The organism is Owariibacterium komagatae (genome assembly GCF_045865535.1).
In the GTDB taxonomy this organism is placed as follows: Bacteria; Bacillota; Clostridia; order Oscillospirales; family Ruminococcaceae; genus Ruthenibacterium; species Ruthenibacterium komagatae.
This window is the reverse complement of record NZ_AP031406.1, coordinates 2,342,444-2,359,551: the sequence shown is the minus strand read 5'-3', so window position 1 is coordinate 2,359,551 and position 17,108 is coordinate 2,342,444. Positions and strand designations below refer to the sequence as shown.

The 17,108-nt window shown below is 63.0% G+C and carries 16 protein-coding genes; 5 read left to right on the top strand and 11 right to left on the bottom strand.

Going from position 1 to position 17,108, the window contains the following annotated elements; genetic code table 11:
- Nucleotides 1-6: 6 nt before the first annotated feature.
- The 4 genes from ACKTS9_RS11715 to ACKTS9_RS11700 form a co-directional block, all read right to left on the bottom strand.
- Entirely contained in the window at nucleotides 7-1,605 is a 1,599-nt protein-coding gene (locus tag ACKTS9_RS11715) for an SGNH/GDSL hydrolase family protein (protein ID WP_407880957.1), read from the bottom strand.
- A 105-nt stretch (nucleotides 1,606-1,710) separates the two neighbouring features.
- Complete coding sequence (locus ACKTS9_RS11710; protein ID WP_407880955.1) at nucleotides 1,711-2,943, bottom strand: MFS transporter; 1,233 nt, start codon at nucleotides 2,941-2,943, stop codon at nucleotides 1,711-1,713.
- Between the two features lie 178 nt (nucleotides 2,944-3,121).
- Entirely contained in the window at nucleotides 3,122-3,763 is a 642-nt protein-coding gene (locus tag ACKTS9_RS11705; protein WP_349214987.1) for a TetR/AcrR family transcriptional regulator, read from the bottom strand.
- Nucleotides 3,764-3,864: 101 nt separating this feature from the next.
- Complete coding sequence (locus ACKTS9_RS11700; RefSeq protein WP_349214986.1) at nucleotides 3,865-4,425, bottom strand: ECF transporter S component; 561 nt, start codon at nucleotides 4,423-4,425, stop codon at nucleotides 3,865-3,867.
- Nucleotides 4,426-4,546: 121 nt separating this feature from the next.
- Here ACKTS9_RS11700 and ACKTS9_RS11695 point away from each other — a divergent pair, with 121 nt between their 5' ends.
- Nucleotides 4,547-5,965 (top strand): PLP-dependent aminotransferase family protein, encoded by a 1,419-nt coding sequence (locus ACKTS9_RS11695; protein WP_407880952.1) that lies wholly within the window; start codon nucleotides 4,547-4,549, stop codon nucleotides 5,963-5,965.
- On the opposite strand, the gene ACKTS9_RS11690 is transcribed toward ACKTS9_RS11695, so the two are convergent.
- The 3 genes from ACKTS9_RS11690 to ACKTS9_RS11680 form a co-directional block, all read right to left on the bottom strand.
- Nucleotides 5,937-7,115 carry an MFS transporter gene (locus ACKTS9_RS11690; protein WP_407880950.1) on the bottom strand — a complete coding sequence of 393 codons (1,179 nt, stop codon included), beginning with the start codon at nucleotides 7,113-7,115 and terminating at the stop codon, nucleotides 5,937-5,939. The two genes, ACKTS9_RS11695 and ACKTS9_RS11690, sit on opposite strands and share 29 nt — an antisense overlap.
- Nucleotides 7,116-7,200: 85 nt before the next feature.
- Nucleotides 7,201-8,988, bottom strand: a complete 1,788-nt coding sequence (gene aspS / locus ACKTS9_RS11685) for an aspartate--tRNA ligase (protein WP_349214983.1) — start codon at nucleotides 8,986-8,988, stop codon at nucleotides 7,201-7,203.
- Between the two features lie 58 nt (nucleotides 8,989-9,046).
- Nucleotides 9,047-10,321, bottom strand: coding sequence for a DUF1015 domain-containing protein (locus ACKTS9_RS11680; protein ID WP_349214982.1), 1,275 nt, complete (start codon nucleotides 10,319-10,321; stop codon nucleotides 9,047-9,049).
- 76 nt (nucleotides 10,322-10,397) lie between these two features.
- On the opposite strand from ACKTS9_RS11680, the gene ACKTS9_RS11675 reads away from it, so the two are divergent.
- The 4 genes from ACKTS9_RS11675 (at nucleotide 10,398) to ACKTS9_RS11660 (ending at nucleotide 13,021) form a co-directional block, all read left to right on the top strand.
- Nucleotides 10,398-11,231, top strand: a complete 834-nt coding sequence (locus ACKTS9_RS11675) for a DMT family transporter (protein ID WP_349214981.1) — start codon at nucleotides 10,398-10,400, stop codon at nucleotides 11,229-11,231.
- 72 nt (nucleotides 11,232-11,303) lie between these two features.
- Nucleotides 11,304-11,591, top strand: a complete 288-nt coding sequence (locus tag ACKTS9_RS11670) for a hypothetical protein (protein ID WP_349214980.1) — start codon at nucleotides 11,304-11,306, stop codon at nucleotides 11,589-11,591.
- 1 nt (nucleotide 11,592) lies between these two features.
- On the top strand, nucleotides 11,593-11,784 hold the full coding sequence (locus ACKTS9_RS11665; RefSeq protein ID WP_349214979.1) for a helix-turn-helix transcriptional regulator: 192 nt from the start codon (nucleotides 11,593-11,595) through the stop codon (nucleotides 11,782-11,784).
- A 37-nt stretch (nucleotides 11,785-11,821) separates the two neighbouring features.
- Entirely contained in the window at nucleotides 11,822-13,021 is a 1,200-nt protein-coding gene (locus ACKTS9_RS11660; RefSeq protein ID WP_407880946.1) for a hypothetical protein, read from the top strand.
- A 44-nt stretch (nucleotides 13,022-13,065) separates the two neighbouring features.
- Here the strand turns inward: ACKTS9_RS11660 and hisS are convergent, their stop codons facing one another.
- The 4 genes from hisS to ACKTS9_RS11640 form a co-directional block, all read right to left on the bottom strand.
- Nucleotides 13,066-14,304, bottom strand: coding sequence for a histidine--tRNA ligase (gene hisS / locus ACKTS9_RS11655; RefSeq protein WP_349214606.1), 1,239 nt, complete (start codon nucleotides 14,302-14,304; stop codon nucleotides 13,066-13,068).
- An 11-nt stretch (nucleotides 14,305-14,315) separates the two neighbouring features.
- The gene (locus ACKTS9_RS11650; RefSeq protein WP_407882116.1) at nucleotides 14,316-15,068 is read right to left on the bottom strand and encodes a putative ABC transporter permease; all 753 of its coding nucleotides are present in this window, start codon (nucleotides 15,066-15,068) and stop codon (nucleotides 14,316-14,318) included.
- A gap of 62 nt (nucleotides 15,069-15,130) precedes the next feature.
- Nucleotides 15,131-15,553 (bottom strand): zinc ribbon domain-containing protein, encoded by a 423-nt coding sequence (locus ACKTS9_RS11645; RefSeq protein WP_349214608.1) that lies wholly within the window; start codon nucleotides 15,551-15,553, stop codon nucleotides 15,131-15,133.
- A gap of 52 nt (nucleotides 15,554-15,605) precedes the next feature.
- The gene (locus ACKTS9_RS11640; protein WP_407880943.1) at nucleotides 15,606-17,072 is read right to left on the bottom strand and encodes a glycosyltransferase family 39 protein; all 1,467 of its coding nucleotides are present in this window, start codon (nucleotides 17,070-17,072) and stop codon (nucleotides 15,606-15,608) included.
- Nucleotides 17,073-17,108 lie beyond the last annotated feature (36 nt).

Here is a 17,108-nt window from a genome sequence, read left to right as displayed (position 1 = left end):
ATGCATTTATGCCGCCGGCTGCGCAGTGGAGTTTGTCTCCGTGCCGGTGGGCGTAGAATTGGTAGGTGTAGAGGTAGGCGGCGAAGAAGGCGGCGGCGCCGTGCTGGAAGAAGGCGGTGCCGGCAGCGCAGGAATCACCTCGGTGTACTGTGCGCCGCACACGGAGCACTGATACACCCGGGAGCCGTCCACGCCCACCTGAGCGGGCGTTTCACTGACAAGAATGCTGAAATTGTGCGCACCGGTGGCCGGCACCTGCTCGGTGTAGGTGGCCTGGCACTTGGTGCAGGTAAAGGTCTTGACGCCTGCCGCGCCGCAGGTGGGCTGAGTGGTGATCACACCGGCGTCATAGACATGCTCGCACACGGTCTTCTTGAAGCTGGCCGTCACGGTGATGGTGGTGCCGCCTTCCACATAGGCGGGCACATTGAAGGAAAGCGAGGGATTGTTCACATTGGAGATGGTTCCCACGCTGCAGCCCCAGGTCACAGCATAGCCGCTGTTCACATTGGCCGTCACCGCGGAACAGGTGGAGCCGGGCGCCACTTCCTGCTGAAGCGTACCGCTCAGCGAACCGCCCGCCGTGTCGCCTGCCACGCTGAATACCACTTTCACCTTGCCCTGGGCTTCGCTGGAAGACGAAGAGGACGAGGACGAAGAGGATTCCGGCTCGTTGACCGTCACAAACAAGCCGTCCGGCGGCGCCACATGGGTGGGAACATTGGTCACAGTGGGCCGTGTGTCCTCGGTCTCATGGGCGTGGGTGCGGATGTATTCCATCAGCGCGTCCATGCCGGTCTGGCTCAGGTGCACGCCGTCGCTGACCATATAGCCGCTTTTTGCATAACCGGTGGAAGCATCCTTCAGCGCCTCGCTGGAATTCAGGAAGGTATAGCCCTCTTCCCGTGCCAGCTCCAGCAGCGCCTGATTGAAGCTGTCAATGGTCTGCATGCTGATGTTGGGATACGCCCGCTCCTTGGCCACGGGGGAAACGGCGTTGATGATGATGTCCGCGTAAGGATAGGCCTCGTGGATGGCATCCAGCGCCTTTTTATACTGCTGCGCAAACACGTCGGCCGACCAGCCGGTGTTGTTGGTGCCGAAGGTGATGATGATGCGCTGCGGCTGCAGCATCTCCACTGCTTTGGGAACCAGCACCAGCGAAGAATACCCGGAAAACTTCTGTGTCGGTGTTCCGGTCACGTCCTGAATGCCCATGCCGGTGACGCCCAGGTTGTTTTCCCAGGTGGTCGCACCGTAAACTACCATGCGCTCGGTGTTGGAGTCGCCGATGAACAGCGTGTTGTCCACGTACTCCTGTCCGGCGTCCTCGGTTTTGGGCAGCACCGTGCCGTCGTACTCCTCCACCGCCAGGGAATTGGCGTTCATGTCATAACTCTCGCTGACCGAAACCGTCGAAGAAGGGGTGGAAACCGGCTCTTTGGCGCCGGCAAGGGTCATCACCAGGATGGCGATCAGCACCACCACAAGCAGGCAGGTCACCGCCAGAATGGCGATGTCCAGCGGGCTTCCTTTTCGCACGCGCCGGAAGAAACGCTGCAATGCCTTTCCGGTTTTTCGGAAGAATTTCTGGATCTGGTACAATCTGTCTCTCCTCCCACAGGCCGCAGGGGCATATTTTTTCACGATTCTTTTATTGTACATGATTTGTATGAAAAAAACCACCCCGAAGACATTTTTTCCAAAAAATCAGTTCCAGGGGCGGCGAAACAGCGGCGCAAACAGTGCGCCCAGCACCGCCAGTGCCGCACCTGTGACGCTCAGCACCCAAAATCCGGGCAGCGTGTCGAACAGCACCCCGTACAACAGCTGACCCGCAGGCTGCGCCGCCTGCACCGCCGCTGCGGTGAACGCCATGACGCGGCCGGTCATGGCCGGGGGCGTGCACGCGCCCAGCGCACTGATGGCAAACACCGAAAACAGACTGGCCAGCGCCTGCCCCAGGCAGAACAGCACCACCAGCGCCGCACACCGGGCGCCCGCACCGGGCAAAAGGGGCAGCGCACAGGCCGGCACAAACACCGCTCCCATGGCCACTAAAACAAGATGCAGCCGTCCGGTACCTGCACGGCCGGCCAGCGCGGACGCAGCCACGCTTCCCGCCAGTGCCGACGCGCCCACCAATCCCTCGGCCGCGCCGTACACTTGGGCGGACATGCCCAGCACCGTGCGCACCAGGTACGGAAATCCCACCGCCGCCAGACCGACCACCAGAAAATTGGCCAGCGCCCCCAAACCCAGAAGACCTCCGGCCCGGGGCTGTTCGACCCGAAGGAACCGAAGCGCCCCGGCCAGACCATGCCCCCCATGGGAAGCACCCGGCACCGGGGGCAGCTGCAGAAAACACTCAAACCCGGCGGTGAATGAGAAGCACACCGCCGCGGTCCACAACGCCGCCCGAACGCCAAAGGCCCCGTAGAACAATCCGCCCAGCACCGGCGCGGCCAGCCCGGCCAGCGCCTGCACCTGTGCTGCCGCCGCATTGGCGCGGATCAGGTTTCCGCCCCGGTGCATCTGCGGAATGCTGGCCTGGGTCACCGGCGTTTCCAGCGCCGCGGGCACCGCCAGTGCCACCGATAAGACCCCCAGCATCCACACGCCGCTCCTGTGGGAAAAGAACAGCGCGGCCGTCAGGGCGCACAGGCCCGAAAGGCCGTCCAGCGCCACCATCAGCTTTCGCCGGTCCAAACGGTCGGCCAGCACGCCGCCCACCGGCGAGAGCACCACGGCCAGCGCTGTGCCCACGGCCAGAATGCCGCCGTAGATCCCGGCGGAGCCGGTCTGCTCCAGCACGTACATGGACAGGGCGAACCGCAGCATCCCATTGCCCGCCAGCGAACACACCTGCCCCAACAGCAGCAGCGTGAAATTCCGGGTGAACAGCGGCCCCTCTGCCGCGCAGCGCAAATTCTTCTGATTCATGCTTCTTCACTCCTGTTGTTTATTTCATACCTTCGGAAGGTATGTATCATTGCAGACCGCCCCTCTTTTCATTTTTTGAGGCTACCTCAGATACATACCAAAAGTATGTATCTTTCGAAACGAAAACCGCGCCGGGGCGCTTTTGCCTTTCGGCGCGGCTGCAAAAGCCAGGGACCGCTCACCGGTCACACAGTGCACGGATGTACTGCTCCATACTGTCGAAAAGCGCCTGGTCAAACAGCGGCACGCCCATTTTCTCCAGCAGATCCGCCAGAAAATGCACCCGGCGCATCATGGCCGCCTGTCCGTCCGCAAAGCCGGCGCCCATCCACAGGTTGGTCAGCATGGGCAGCACCTCGGCCAGCTCGTCGGCGTACTCTGTGTGCAGGGAACCGTCCCGGTTGCCCTCTTCCAGCAGCTTGCGCCACAAGGGCGCCAGGACCTTCTGGTTGCTTTCCATGGTCTGGGCCAGCACCCGGGGATTCTTCAAAAGAGGGATCGCCTGCCGGGTCATCTCATTGCGCCGGGCGTCCTGCCCGGACAGACGGATGACAAGGCGCATCTTTTCCAGCCCGTTCAAATCCCGGCGGCCCAGAGCCTCATCAAAGGGATTGTTCTGGTAAAACATCCGGTCGCCCAAAGCGTCCATAATGTCTTCTTTGCAGGAAAAATGATGATAAACCGCGCCTTTTGTCAGATTTCCCAAGGCATCCACAATGTCCTGAATGGTGGTGTTGTCGTACCCTTTTTCCAAAAACAGGCGGCCCGCCGCGTCCAGAATGCGCTGTTCGGTTTCCTCCGGGTGTTTGTTGCGCGCCATGGAGCCATCTCCTTTACATTCATTCGGTATGTATTATATCCTCATCCGCGGCGCCTGTCAACAAAAAACAGGGACCGGACCGGTCCCTATTTTTGTTCGGATCAATGGGCGTGCCCCAGGCCCAGGACCCCCGCCCGCTCCAGCGAGGGGCGAATGGCCCGCACCAGCGCCACCGAGGCAACCACGGCCAGTACGCCGTTGATGGTACTGGTGACACCCTTGGTCACCAGCTGCACCTGCACCGCACCCAGCGCCTGGCCTTCCACCAGATACATGACGATGAAGGATTTCAGCAAATACAGCACCACATAGGCGGCGCTGCCCACGGCCGCGCCCACCGCGTCACGCCGCAGCGTGCGCCGCGGACCCCGGCAGGCGATCCAGCCCGCCAGAAAGCCGATGAAAAATTTGGTCAGGAATGTGATCCAGCTCTCGGCGATGTACGCCGGGTTGGTAAAATCAAACAGCATGCTGCCGAAGCCCGAGGCCAGCCCGCCCACCAGCGGCCCGAACAGCAGGCCGCTGAGCGCGCAAAACACGTTGCCCAGGTGAATGCGGGCCACGTCCCCGATGGGGATCTGCACCCAGCTGAATACAAAGACCAGCGCGCTCAACAGGCCTACCGCGGCCAGCTGGCGCACCGAAAAACGTTCTTCTCTCATGGTTCTTTCCTCCCTCTCTTGACAGGCGTCTTGTTTCGCCTTATCCTCATTATAGAGCAAATTGAACTCATTGAAATATTCAATTTGTGATTTTTTTATGGGTTCAGATTGGAGGATTCCCATGGAAGACCTGGTGTTTGTGCCCCAGGCGGACAGCAAAACGCCTTTGTACCAGCAGCTGTACGTCCACTTTGTGCGGGCCATCCGTGCGGGGCGGCTGGCCCCGGGGGAAAAACTGCCATCCAAGCGGCGGCTGGCCGAGCAGCTGAAGCTGAGCGTGAACACCGTGGACGCGGCGTATCAGATGCTGACCGCAGAGGGCTATCTGGAAGCCAAGCCCCGCAGCGGCTTTGTGGTGCAGAAGCTGGAGCGGCTGGCGCCGCCCGCGGCCCCGGCCAAAAAACCGTGCAAAACCTCTGCTCCGGTGCGCTGGCGTTATAATTTCGAAACGGCCAGCATCGACACCGGGCTGTTCCCCTTCAAGACCTGGCGGCGCATCCAGCGGGATGTGCTGTGCGGCCAGCCCCACCTGCTGAACCACGGCCCCCGCAGCGGCGACGAGGAGCTGCGGGCCGCCATTGCCCGACATTTGCGGGAGGCCCGGGCCGCCCGGTGCGAACCGGAGCAGATCGTGGTGGGCGCGGGCATCGAATATCTGCTGGGCATTCTGGCCCGGCTGTTCGCGGGGCAGACCTTTGCGGTGGAAGACCCGGGCTACGCCCGCACCCACCGCATTCTGGCCAACAACGGCGCGCCGGTGGCCTTCGTGCCCGTGGACGGGCAGGGCATGTCCGCCCGGGCGCTGGCCGCCAGCGCGGCCCATCTGGCCTATGTAACGCCCAGCCACCAGTTTCCCACCGGCGTGACCATGCCCGTGGGTCGGCGCACCGAACTTCTGCAGTGGGCGGGCGCCGCGCCGGACCGGTATGTGATCGAGGACGATTACGACAGCGAATTCCGTTTTGACGGACGTCCCATTCCCTGCATGCAGGGCCTGGATGAGGCGGGCCGGGTCATCTACATCAGCACCTTTTCCAAAAGTGTGGCTCCGGCCATCCGCATCGGATACATGGTGCTGCCCGCGCCGCTTCTGGAAACTTACCGCCAGCGGTTCGGCTTTTACTCCTGCACCGTGAGCCGCTTTGAACAGCAGACCCTCAGCCGGTTCATGGACGGGGGCTGGTTCTCCCGCCATCTGGCGCGGCTGCGGGCGGCCTACCGGCACCGGCGGGACGCGCTGGTGCAGGCGCTGGACCGGGAGCTGGCAGCCATCCCCCACACGGTGCGGGGCAGCCACACCGGGCTGCACCTTCTGCTGGAGGTCCATGCGGGCGTCAGCGAAGCCCGGCTGGTGGAGCGGGCCGCCGCCGAGAGCGTGCACCTGACCGGCCTGTCCGACTACTACCACGGCCCCTGCTGCGCGCCGCCCACCCTGGTGCTGGGCTACGCGGGCCTTGCCCCGGAGGACATTGACGGCGCGGTGCGCGCTTTGGGCCGCGCCTGGAGCGGCTTTACAGACGGCGGCCCTGGGTCGGTTTGAGAAAGAACAGGCACACCAGCCCCGCCGCAGCCGCCCCCACGGCCACGGCGTGGCGCCCGGCGGTCAGATGCAACACCCGGGCCAGCAGCGGAAAGCCCACGCTGCCCGCGCTCATCCCCAGCGCCGCAAACCCGTAATTGACCCCCGTGTGCCGGGGGCCGAACAGGTCCGTGACCGCCGCGGGCAGCACCGCCGCCTGGCCCGAATAGCAGAAGGTCAGCAGGCTGTACACCACCAGCACCCACCAGCCGCCGGCGCGCCAGAACCACACCGACAGCCCGCACAGTCCCGTGAAGAGAAGCATGTCCGTGTACCGGCGGCCGATCTTGTCCGACAGCCAGGGCATCAGCAGGCGGCCGGCGGCAGAGCACACCGACCCCACCACGATGCAGGAGAGCGCCGCCTGTTCCGACAGGCCCCGCTCCTGGGCCAGCTCCACAATGATGGGGCTGAACAGCAGCACCGCCGGGGTGGCCAGCGCCACCACCGCCACCAGCAGCCAGTACTGCCGGGTTTTCACCATCTGGCCGGGCGTGTAGTTCCGGGTGCCGTTCTGCGGTGCACCGGCGCCGGTTTCGGGGTTTTCCAGCAGCACACAGGCCGCGCCGCACACTGCCAGCATGCCGGCGCCCAGGGCGCAGAACGCCCCCCGAATGCCCCACAGGCCGATGAGACGTCGCCCCAGCCAGGTGAGCACCGCGCCGGAGATGCCCACCGCGCCGCCGATCACTCCGGTGGCCAGCCCTTTTTTGTCGGCGTACCATTTCTGGGCGCAGCTCATCACCGCCGGATACAGGAAGGCGCAGCCAAGACCCACGGGCGCACTGAAGGCGGCGTAAAACAGCCAGGGACTCCCGCCCGGGATCCACAGTCCGGCGCACAAAAAGCCGCTTCCCAGCAGAAGGGTGCCTGCTGCCCCGGCGATCCGGGGACCTTTTTTGTCCTGCAACAGGCCCCCCAGCACGCACCCGATGCCGAAAAAGCAGATGACAAAACTGAAGATCATGGCCCCGTCGGCTTCATTCAGCCCGTAGCCCTGGCAAACGCTTTTTTGAAACACGCCCCAGGCCGAGGGAATGCCCGTCAGCACCTGAATGGCGGCGCCCGCGGCCAGAATGCTCCAGCGGTGTTTTTTCAAAAACTGCTGCATACTCCACGCTCCTTTCGTGGAAGTATGGGACGGACCGGGCCAAAAAATACAAAAAAAAGAGAGGCGTCTCGCCTCTCTTTTTCATTTATTCTTCGGTTTTGGGCACATAGGCAATGGACAGATCGTCCAATTGCTTCTGCTCCACGGTCTCCGGGCAGCCGGACATGGGCTCGCCGGCGTTCTGCACCTTGGGGAAGGCGATCACGTCGCGGATGGAGTCCTTCTTCAGCATCAGCATCACCAGCCGGTCGAAGCCGAAGGCCATGCCGCCGTGGGGCGGCGCACCGTAGCGGTAAGCGTCCATCAGGAAGCCGAAGCTCTCCCGGGCGCGCTCTTCGGTAAAGCCCAGCGCACGGAACATCCGGTCCTGCAGAGCCGGGTCGTTGATGCGGATGGAGCCGCCGCCCACCTCACAGCCGTTGAGCACCATGTCGTAGGCTTTGGCGCGGCAGGCGCCGGGGTCGCTCTCCACCTTGTCCAGGTCCTCGTCCTTGGGCATGGTGAACGGGTGGTGCTTGGCCATGTAGCGGCCCTCTTCCTCGCTGTACTCGAACAGGGGGAAGTCAGTGACCCACAGGAAGTTGAATTTGTCCTTGTCGATGAGCTCGTACTTTTCCGCCACAGCCAGACGCACCGCCCCCAGAATGGTGCAGGCTTTTTCGCTGTTTGCATCCGCCGCCAGCAGCAGCACGTCGCCCTGGGCGAAATCCGCCGCGGCATACAGCGCGCGGATCTCCTCTTCGGTGAGGAACTTTTCAAAGCTGGAAGACTTGGCGTCCGCGGTCCAGCGGGTGTAGGCAAGGCCCTTGGCCCCGTAGGTCTTGGCCACCTCCACCAGCTTGTCGATCTCCTTGCGGCTGAGCTTGTCCGCCATGCCCTTCACATTGATGGCGCGCACGCTGCCGCCGCCTTCCACCGCCGAGCGGAACACCACGAACTGGCTGGTGCGCACCGCGTCCGTCACATCCATCAGCTCCAGGCCGAACCGAGTGTCGGGCTTGTCGGAGCCGAACCGGGCCATGGCCTCGGCGTAGGGCATGCGCAGGAACGGGGTTTCCACTTCCACGTTCAAAATCTCTTTGAACAGCTTTTTCACCAGGCCCTCGTTGACGGTCATGATGTCTTCTTCCGTAGCGAAGCTCATCTCCATGTCCACCTGGGTGAACTCGGGCTGGCGGTCGGCGCGCAGATCCTCGTCCCGGAAGCAGCGGGCGATCTGGAAGTACCGGTCAAAGCCGGACAGCATCAGGATCTGCTTGTACAGCTGCGGAGACTGGGGCAGCGCATAAAAATGGCCGGGCTGCACGCGGCTGGGCACCAGATAGTCCCGGGCGCCTTCGGGCGTGGATTTGATGAGCATGGGGGTCTCGATCTCCACGAAGTGATTGTCGCAGTAATAATTGCGGATCAGCTGCGCGATTTTGGACCGCAGCACGATGGGCTCGTGCATGGACGGACGGCGCAGGTCCAGATAACGGTACTTCAGGCGCAGCTGGTCGTTGACATTGATGCCGTCCCGCACCTCAAAGGGCGTGGTCTCGGCCTCGCTGAGGACCCGCAGTTCGGTGACGAACAGCTCCACCTCGCCGGTGGGGATCTTGTCGGTCTTGGCGTCCCGTTCGCGCAGAACACCTTTGGCGATGACCACGTACTCGCTTTTCAGGCTGCCGGCTTTTTCAAACACAGCCTTGTCGGTGGAATCGTCAAAAATCAGCTGCAGGATGCCGGTGTTGTCCCGCAGATCGGCAAAAATGATGCCGCCCTTGTCCCGGCATTTGGCAATGGAGCCGGCAACGGTCATTTCCGTGCCCGCGTCCTTGGCCCGCAAAGCGCCCACATAATGGGTGCGGCGCAGATTACCCATGGTTTCCATGAAACATTCTCCTTACGATTGTGAAATCCTTTAACAGTATACCGCCTCAGGCGCGGTTTTACAAGATTTTCCGACATTCCAGATAATAGCGTTTTTCCTGGGCATGACCCATGGAGAAGGTCTTTTTGGGCAGCACCCCGCCCAGCACCACGCCCCGGAAGAGATCGCTTTTTTGAAAATCGGGCAAAAGCACGCCCACAGCCCCCTGCTGTGCCAGGCGGCGCACCTCGTCCCGGCCGTGGATGTAGTCTACCCGCGCGCCCGGGTTCTCCCGGCCAAAGTCCGCCAGAAACGCCTCCAGCGTGCCCACAGCCAGCGGGCGGGGCGGGTTGGCCGCCCCCAGCGTCAGCGTTTTTTCGCCGTCGGTCAGGCCGAACGTCTGCGGGGCACCGTCGTTCTCCGACGCACCGCCATGGGCCTGCAGCCAGGCGCGGAAAGCGTCGGCCAGCACGCCGAACGACGTGCCGAACACCGCCCGGTGGATGGGCTCCACCCGAATGGCGGGGCAGTGAATGTTCTCCAGCTCCACCAGGCACCAGCGGGCCGGATGGGTCTCTTTTTCGGCCTCGGTCAGGCCGGCTTTCACCTCTTCCCAGGCCGCTTTGGCCGTGGCCAGCGAGTGATTGCCGTCTCCCACCGCCATGGCCAGCGGCGCGCGGCCCGCCGCCTCGGGATACTTTGCGTCAAAGGCCGCCTGTGTGCCCAGCGCTTCCAACGCGTTTTCCACGGCGGCGATGTCCGCCGGGTCGGTCACGGCCCAGCCTGCCACCCGGCCGCCGCCCAGCATCAGGGGCGTGTCGTACAGTTTGCGCAGCCGGTCCTTTCGGGCGCTCAGCGGCTCCACCACGGTCCTTTGCGCGTCATCGATGAGCATCAGAATATGGGGCGTTTCCAGCGCGGCGCCCCGCCGTACCGCCAGCCGGGGCGGAATGCGCTCGGCCACCGTATTCTCCGAGGGGCGCACCGGCGGCTGCGCGCCGGGCCGGTAATCGTAGGCCTCCAGGTCCACTGCGCCCACCAGGCCCTGGCGCACGCCGCTCTCCGTGGTTCGCTCCACGTACACAAAGCCGTGGACGGCGCGGGTCAGCACCCGGTCCAGATACTCGTTCATGGTGCGGTGAATGGCTTCGATGCGCGCCGCTTCATCGGGCGCGCCCAGATAGGCCTCCGGCAGGGTGATGTGCAAAGCGCCGGGCACGTCCCGGCACATCTCTTCGGCCTGCTGCCAGTACTCCGGCCGGCTGGTGAACTGATCGCAGGCCAGCGCCGCCCATTTTTCCAGGTTGATGCTCTCGTCGGGCAACAGAATGTCCGCCGCGCAGAATGGTTTCATGTTCTCTCCCCCCGTGCTCTCTCATATCTTTTTATGATAGGCGATGCCGCCTGTTTTTGCAAGGGGGAATGAGACCATGAAACAAACGAACGGCGCTTTGTGGCTGGTGCTGGCGGCGCTTTTGTGCAGCACCGGCGGCGTGTGCATCAAACTGGTGCCCTGGTCGCCCATGGCGGTGAACGGCGCCCGGTGCGCGGTGGCCGCCGCCGTGACCGGGCTGTTTCTGGCCGCACAGCACCGCCGCCTGCGCTGGAACGCCACGGTGGCCTGCGGGGCGCTGAGCCTCGCCCTGACCACCATCTTTTACGCCTTTGCCACCAAGCTGACCAGTGCCGCCTGCGCCGTGCTGCTGATGTACACCTCTCCCATCTGGGTCCTGACCGTTCAGCGGCTGCGGGGCCAGCGGCTGGAAAAGCGGGAGGCACGGGCCGCGGCGGGCGTGTTTCTGGGCCTTCTGTTCTTTGTGTGGGACGGCCTTTCCGCCGGGCGGCTGGCGGGCAACGTACTGGGGCTGTGCAGCGGCGTGTGCTACGCGGGGGTGTTCCTGTTCGGCGCGGACAAAGAGGGCGACGCCGCTTCCTCCTCCCTGTTCGGCCAGCTGATCGGCGCGGCGGCGGGGCTGCCCTTTCTGCTGCTGGAGCAGGACTTCTCCGCCGTGCCCCTTGGCTGCGTGGCCATTCTGGGCATTTTTCAGCTGGGGCTTTCCTATGTGTGCATGTCCCGGGGGCTGGCGGGCACCAGCGCCGGTGCCGCCAGTCTCATCACCGCACTGGAGCCCCTGCTCTCCCCGGTGTGGGTGGCCCTTTTCTGCGGCGAGATGCCCGGCCGGGCCGCACTGCCCGGGATGGCGCTGGTGCTGGCCAGTGTGCTGTACTCTCAGCTCGGAGCTAAAAATGTCAAAAGTTCTTGACATATCTTCCGCGCTGTGCTAGCATGAAATTGTCAAAAGAGTTTGACATTTCATACAGAGAGGAGCATGGATATGCCGGCAGGTGCCTTGATTTTTCTGGTGGTCCTTTTGATTTTCGCAGGTCTGGACGTATTTTTGGTGGTGACGCTGTTTCACCCCGGGGACGAGCGCGGCCAGCTGATGGTGTGGAAGGCGGGCAGCCATACGCTGCTGGTGATGAGCCTGGTGCTGGTGCTGGACGTAGCACACAATATGGTGACGGGCCAGCCGGAAATGGTGAACCCCTTCACCCATCTGACCATCACCGCCATCGTGTATTTCTGCACCTTGATGTACTTTAAAAGGAAGCACGGTGGCTGAGATGGAAAATCAGATCCGCGCCCGGCGCAAGGCGCTGGGCCTGTCCCAAGAAGAGCTGGCGCGCCGGTGCGGCGTGTCCCGCCAGACGGTGAACGCCATTGAGAACAACAAATACGACCCCACGCTGGCGCTGGCCTTTCACCTGGCCAAAGAGCTGGAGACCACGGTGGACCAGCTGTTTTCCTGCCCGTGATTTTGTGGTAAAGTGATAGCAGAAGGGGGCGGTTCCGATGAAAAAACGAGTGGCTGCGCTGACGCTGGCGGCGGCTCTGCTGGCCGGCTGCACAGGGGCGGACGGCGAGATTCCCGACCGGGGCGAGGTGCTGGCGTACGTGGATGAGCTCTGCGCCGAACCCTACCGGGAAGTGAGCCGGGAACTGGTGGCCGAAACGCCGGATGACATGGAATACCGCTTTGAGACCGACCGGGGCCTGCACTTTACGGCTCACAGCTATCTGAGCCCCGTTTACATCGATGCCAGCAAGACATCCTTTTACACCCCCGAGATCTCCTGCGACTATGTGAGCGCGGTGCACCGGCTGTACTCGGACGATGTAAAAGCCAGCCTGTCCCGGTGCCCGCTGTACCGGGAAAAAGACGGCTGGATGGTGGTTCTGCAGTTTTCGGACCTGGATGCGGCGGCAGATGCGGTGACGAAGGCCGACGAAATTTACGCGGAGGAACTGGCCTTTAACAGCCCGGAATTTCTGGCGCAGCATCCGGTGGCCAGCACGCATCTGGCGTGGTATGCTTCCGAAGAAGCAGCCCGGGCCCACGAGCGCTGGGTGAACCTGACGGACCTGGCCGTGACCGGACAAAACGACCGCGAAGCCCTGTACAAAGAGCTGGCCGACCGGTACGCCCAGCTGTGCGTGGACGGGCAGATCACAGACAGCACCGTGCCCGCCGAATACCTGGCGGACAAGCACGTTTCCCTTTTGGACACGCTGAAGCTGGACGGGCGGACCATGACCTACGACCTGGAGGACAACCCGTTTTCCACCTACGGGCTGACCACGGACGATTACTGCTACGCCTGGTACAGCGACGAAGCACAAACCTACCGGCTGGTGATGGACGTGGGCTTTGCCACCGAACAGTCCAGCTATCCCCTGATCAACCGGGAGTACGTCCGGGCTTTGGGCGGGCACTATTCGCTGGAGATCCAGGGCGACCGGTACCGAAGCAGCTGGACCATCGGCGAAAACACCTGGCACATGGAAACTCTGTACAAAGACGGGGCCATTCGCTCGGTGCAGGTGGAGAAAAACGGACAGCCGCTGGAACTGGACCTTGTGACCGTGGACGAGGACGCCCGCGTGGGCGCCACCTTCTGCGCGGGGGTCAGCGCCGAAGATTTCTGCAAGCTGTTCGATTTGCGCTTTGAGGCGGACGAGCCCGGGCGCACCCTGCGCTTTTTCAGCAAATAAAAAAACAGAGGACCGGTTCCCCGCGGGGAACCGGTCCTTTTCGCTTATTGAATGGTTTTGATCTCGGGATACTTGTCCGCAAAGCACACGGCGGCATATCCGTTCTGTGCCAGACGGTCGATCTGCTTGCCCACTTTTTTGCCCGCGGCAAGCACCGTGACGGCGTACTCCTGCCGCAGCTGTGCGGCCGTGGCCAGCACCCCGGCAAAATCCGCACCCGGGGCATACAGCAGCGCCAGCCGTTTCTTCTCGGCCGGGACCGTGAAGCCCTGGTCCAGCAGAATGGCGCAGATGCGCTCAAACCCGATGGAGAAGCCCACCGCCGGCACCTTCTGGCCCAAAAATTTGCCCACCATGTTGTCATAACGGCCGCCGCCGGCCACCGCGCCCGAGAAGCCGGCGCAGCTGACCTCGAACACCATGCCGGTGTAATAGCCCTGCCCGCGCACCAGCGACGGGTCGTAGGCGACGGCATAGGCGCCGTCCGCCAGCTTTTCCACGGTGTCGATCACATAGCGCACATTGTCGCCCAGGCTCTTGTCCGCGCACAGTCCGGCCACGTCCGCAAGGCCCACCTGGCCTTTTTCCAAAAAGGCGCTCAGGGCAGCCACCGCGCTCTCCGGGCACTGTTTTTCCCGCAGTTCCGCGGCCACGCCCTCGGCTCCGATCTTATCCAGCTTGTCAAAGCTGACGCACACCGAATCCAGGCTGTCGGCGGCAAAACCCATGCCCTCCAGCATCTGCCGCAGCAGACGGCGGTCGTTGATATGCACCGTGAAATCCCGGAAGCCGATGGCCATCAGCGCACGGGCGGTCACGTCGATCAGTTCCACCTCGGCGTTGGGGCTCTCGTCGCCCAGAATATCGATGTCGCACTGCACAAACTCGCGCAGGCGGCCCTTCTGCGGCCGCTCGGCCCGGTACACCCGGTCGGTCTGAATGACCTTGAAGGGGCTGGGCAGCTGCTCCTTGTTGGCCGCATAATAGCGGGACAGCGGCAGCGTCAAATCGTACCGCAGGCCCATGTCGGACAGATCTTTCTCCTGGCCGCCGGCCAGCGCCTTCTGCAGCTTTTCGCCGCGCTTCAGCACTTTGAAGATCAGGTTCAGATTGTCGCCGCCCTCGCTTTTGTCCAGGTTCTCCATGTCCTCCAAAACCGGGGTGGCAATGCGCTCAAAGCCGGACGCCCGGTACACGCGCAGGATCTCGCTCTGCACAAAGTCACGGATGCGCTGCTCGGCGGGCAAATAATCTCTCATGCCTTTCAACGGGGATGTTTTCATGCGGGGTCTCCTTATCCTTTTTTCTCTTTCAGCCAGTCCTTCAGCTGCTCCATGGCTGCCTCATACCGGTGATTTTTCATCTGGGGAAAAGCGCGCATCAAACGGCGCGCCACATAGTTGCGTCGGTCCAGCATCTCGGCGCGGGCGATGTCCAGCCGCGCCTCAGCCGCGGGCCGGCGCTCATCCACTTGCGCGTCCACCCGCAGGGCAGCGGTGCCCAGCCGTTCGCTGACCGCATCGCTTCCGTCCCGCAGAAGGCGCGCCACATCGCTGATCGCGCCCAGGTCCCGGTCCAGACGGATCAAGGCCTGCACCGTGACCACAATGTCGCACAGCAATGCCACACCGGCCACCACGGCAAGCGCCCGCCCGGGCGTGCTGTTCAGCGCCTGCACCAGGCGGTGCACCAGCGGCTGAATGCCGCGCATCACCGCCACAATGCACACGCCCCAGGCCAGGCTGAACTTCAGGCAAATGTATCCGCCCAGATTGAAGGGCTGGTCCGAATAGTCCCACCAGGTGGTGTGAAACAGCTTTTTCAGCGCCCAGCCGCCGGCCAGTTCCAAAGCACTGGCCAGCACCATTCCCCCCAAAAACAGCGCCAGCGTGCTGCTTTGCACCGGGGTCAGCACCGCCAGCACCGCCGACATGCCAAACCCGTAGATGGGGCACATCGGTCCGTTCAGAAAGCCGCGGTTCACCAGCTTGCCGGTGTCCACCGTGCAGAAGCACACTTCCAGACACCAGCCCAGGAAAGAGTAAATCAGAAAAAACCAAAAATAGTCATACAGGGAAAAAATGACGGCTCATCCTCTCTTTCAGGCGGTCATTTCTCCGCCAGTTTCGCGCCGCAGGCAGCACAGTACACGTCGTCCTCGCCCACTTCGCGGCCGCACTTGGTGCAGTAACGGCCGGGGCGGTTCTCCTGCATGCGCGCCTGTGCCGCGTCGATCTCCTGCTGGATCTGCTCCGCGCCGATCAGCAGCTCGTCGATCACCTGCTGGGGCGAACGGGGCCCCTCGTCGGTCTCCATGGTATCCTTGATTTTCCCGGTGTGGATCAGAAACAGCACCCGGCCGATGTCGCTGAACACCGCCTCCTGGCGGATCTCCAGCCGGTTCATCTCCAGCCCGGCCTTCACGCTGTCGTACTTTTCGCCCATGGCGGCAGCCGCACTGTGCACCGCGCTTTTCGCCTCGTCGGCGGCATTGGCCAGTTCCTGCAGGATTCTGCTTGTATTCTTATCCATATCTCTCCCTCTTTTCTCAATAAAAATGCGCTCATGCGCCATTACGTTCATTCTAAACGCTTTGACGGCCTTCGTCAACTGCGGGGAAGGCCGCTGCCAGCATCACCGGCAAAAAATTCAGCAGATAACGGCTGCGCGCCTCCCACAAAAGCAAAAACAGCGTCAGCCCCAGCACCGCCACACGCAGCACCGTGGCCCGGTGGTCCCGCCGCAGGGCCGAACGCACCCCCGCCGCCGCAAGGCCCGCCAGCAGCGCCGTCTGCATGCCCAGCGCGGCGTACACGGCCCGCCCGGTGTGGGGCATTCCCTGGACGAAGTACGCCTGCAGGGGATTGCCCTTGTGCACATTGCCGATGTCCAGCTTCATGGGCGCATAGTACAATCCGTCGCCGAAAATATAGCTCAGCTTGTCTGCCCCATGGGCCGCAAGGCCCGTGAGGCCCATCTCCCGCACCCGGCGCACGATTTCATCCTGTGCGATCTCCACCCGTGCGCTGTAGTCTTCACCCGCAAGGGTCAGCTTATAATCCGCGTCGTTGTACCCGCCGTCGCCGGAAAGCCCCATCATCACCCAATGCTGCCAGGGGATCGCTTTTTCCCGGTCGTAGGCAGGCAGCCAGGGGCTGTGCAGTGCGGCAAAACTCAGCGCACCGTACAGCGCCGCAAAGCTGAGCACCATGCACCCGGCCATCTTCCAGCCGCGGCGCCCGCCCGCATACAAAAGCGCGTCCAGCACCACCGCGATCAAAGCGATGGCCACCGTAATTTTCAGCCAGGCGCCCGCCGCTGCCAAAAGGCCCGCACCCGCGCAGCGCAGCATCCGCCCGGCGCCCGCGGGCCGCTCCCGTGCACTGAGCCACAGCGCCAGCGCACCGATGGGAAAGGGCAATGTAACTGTGTCTGTATACACAATGGGGCCGTACAACAGGAACGGAAGGAACAAAAACGCCCCCGCCAGGCCAAACAGCGCACTCTTGGCGCCATACAGCCGGCGCAGCACCCGGTATAACAGCAGCAGCGCCCCATTGACGCACAGCGTATTGCAGACCAGTGCCGCCGGCATCACATCCTGCACACCCAGGGCGCCCAGCACTTTGAAAAAAGCCACCAGCACCAGGTACATGGGCGCATTGTTGTGAAACTGGCTGAAGTAATCGCCGGGCAGCACCCCGCTTTGGGCATACTGCTGTGCCGCGCTGAACACCAGGCCAAAATCCCAGGTGCAGGTGGGCTGCACTTCCAGCACAAAGGCAAAGACCAGCTGCAGGACCCAGTAACCGCCCAGCAGCACCGCCACAAGCACGGCTTCCAGGCGTCCTTCGGGTTGAACGCCGTGTTTTTTCCACAGCCGCCATGCCATCGTCAGCACCGCAAACACCGCGCCGCCGCACACCAGCGCCGGAAGGGCCTTCACCTCATAATAGGGCGTACGGCTGTTGAAAATCACATCCGCCAGCACCACCGCAAACAGGGCTGTCCAGCCCCATGCAAACAGAGTATACCATTTAGGTTTTGCCATTTTTTCTCCTCCACAATTGCTGTTTTCTACTATATC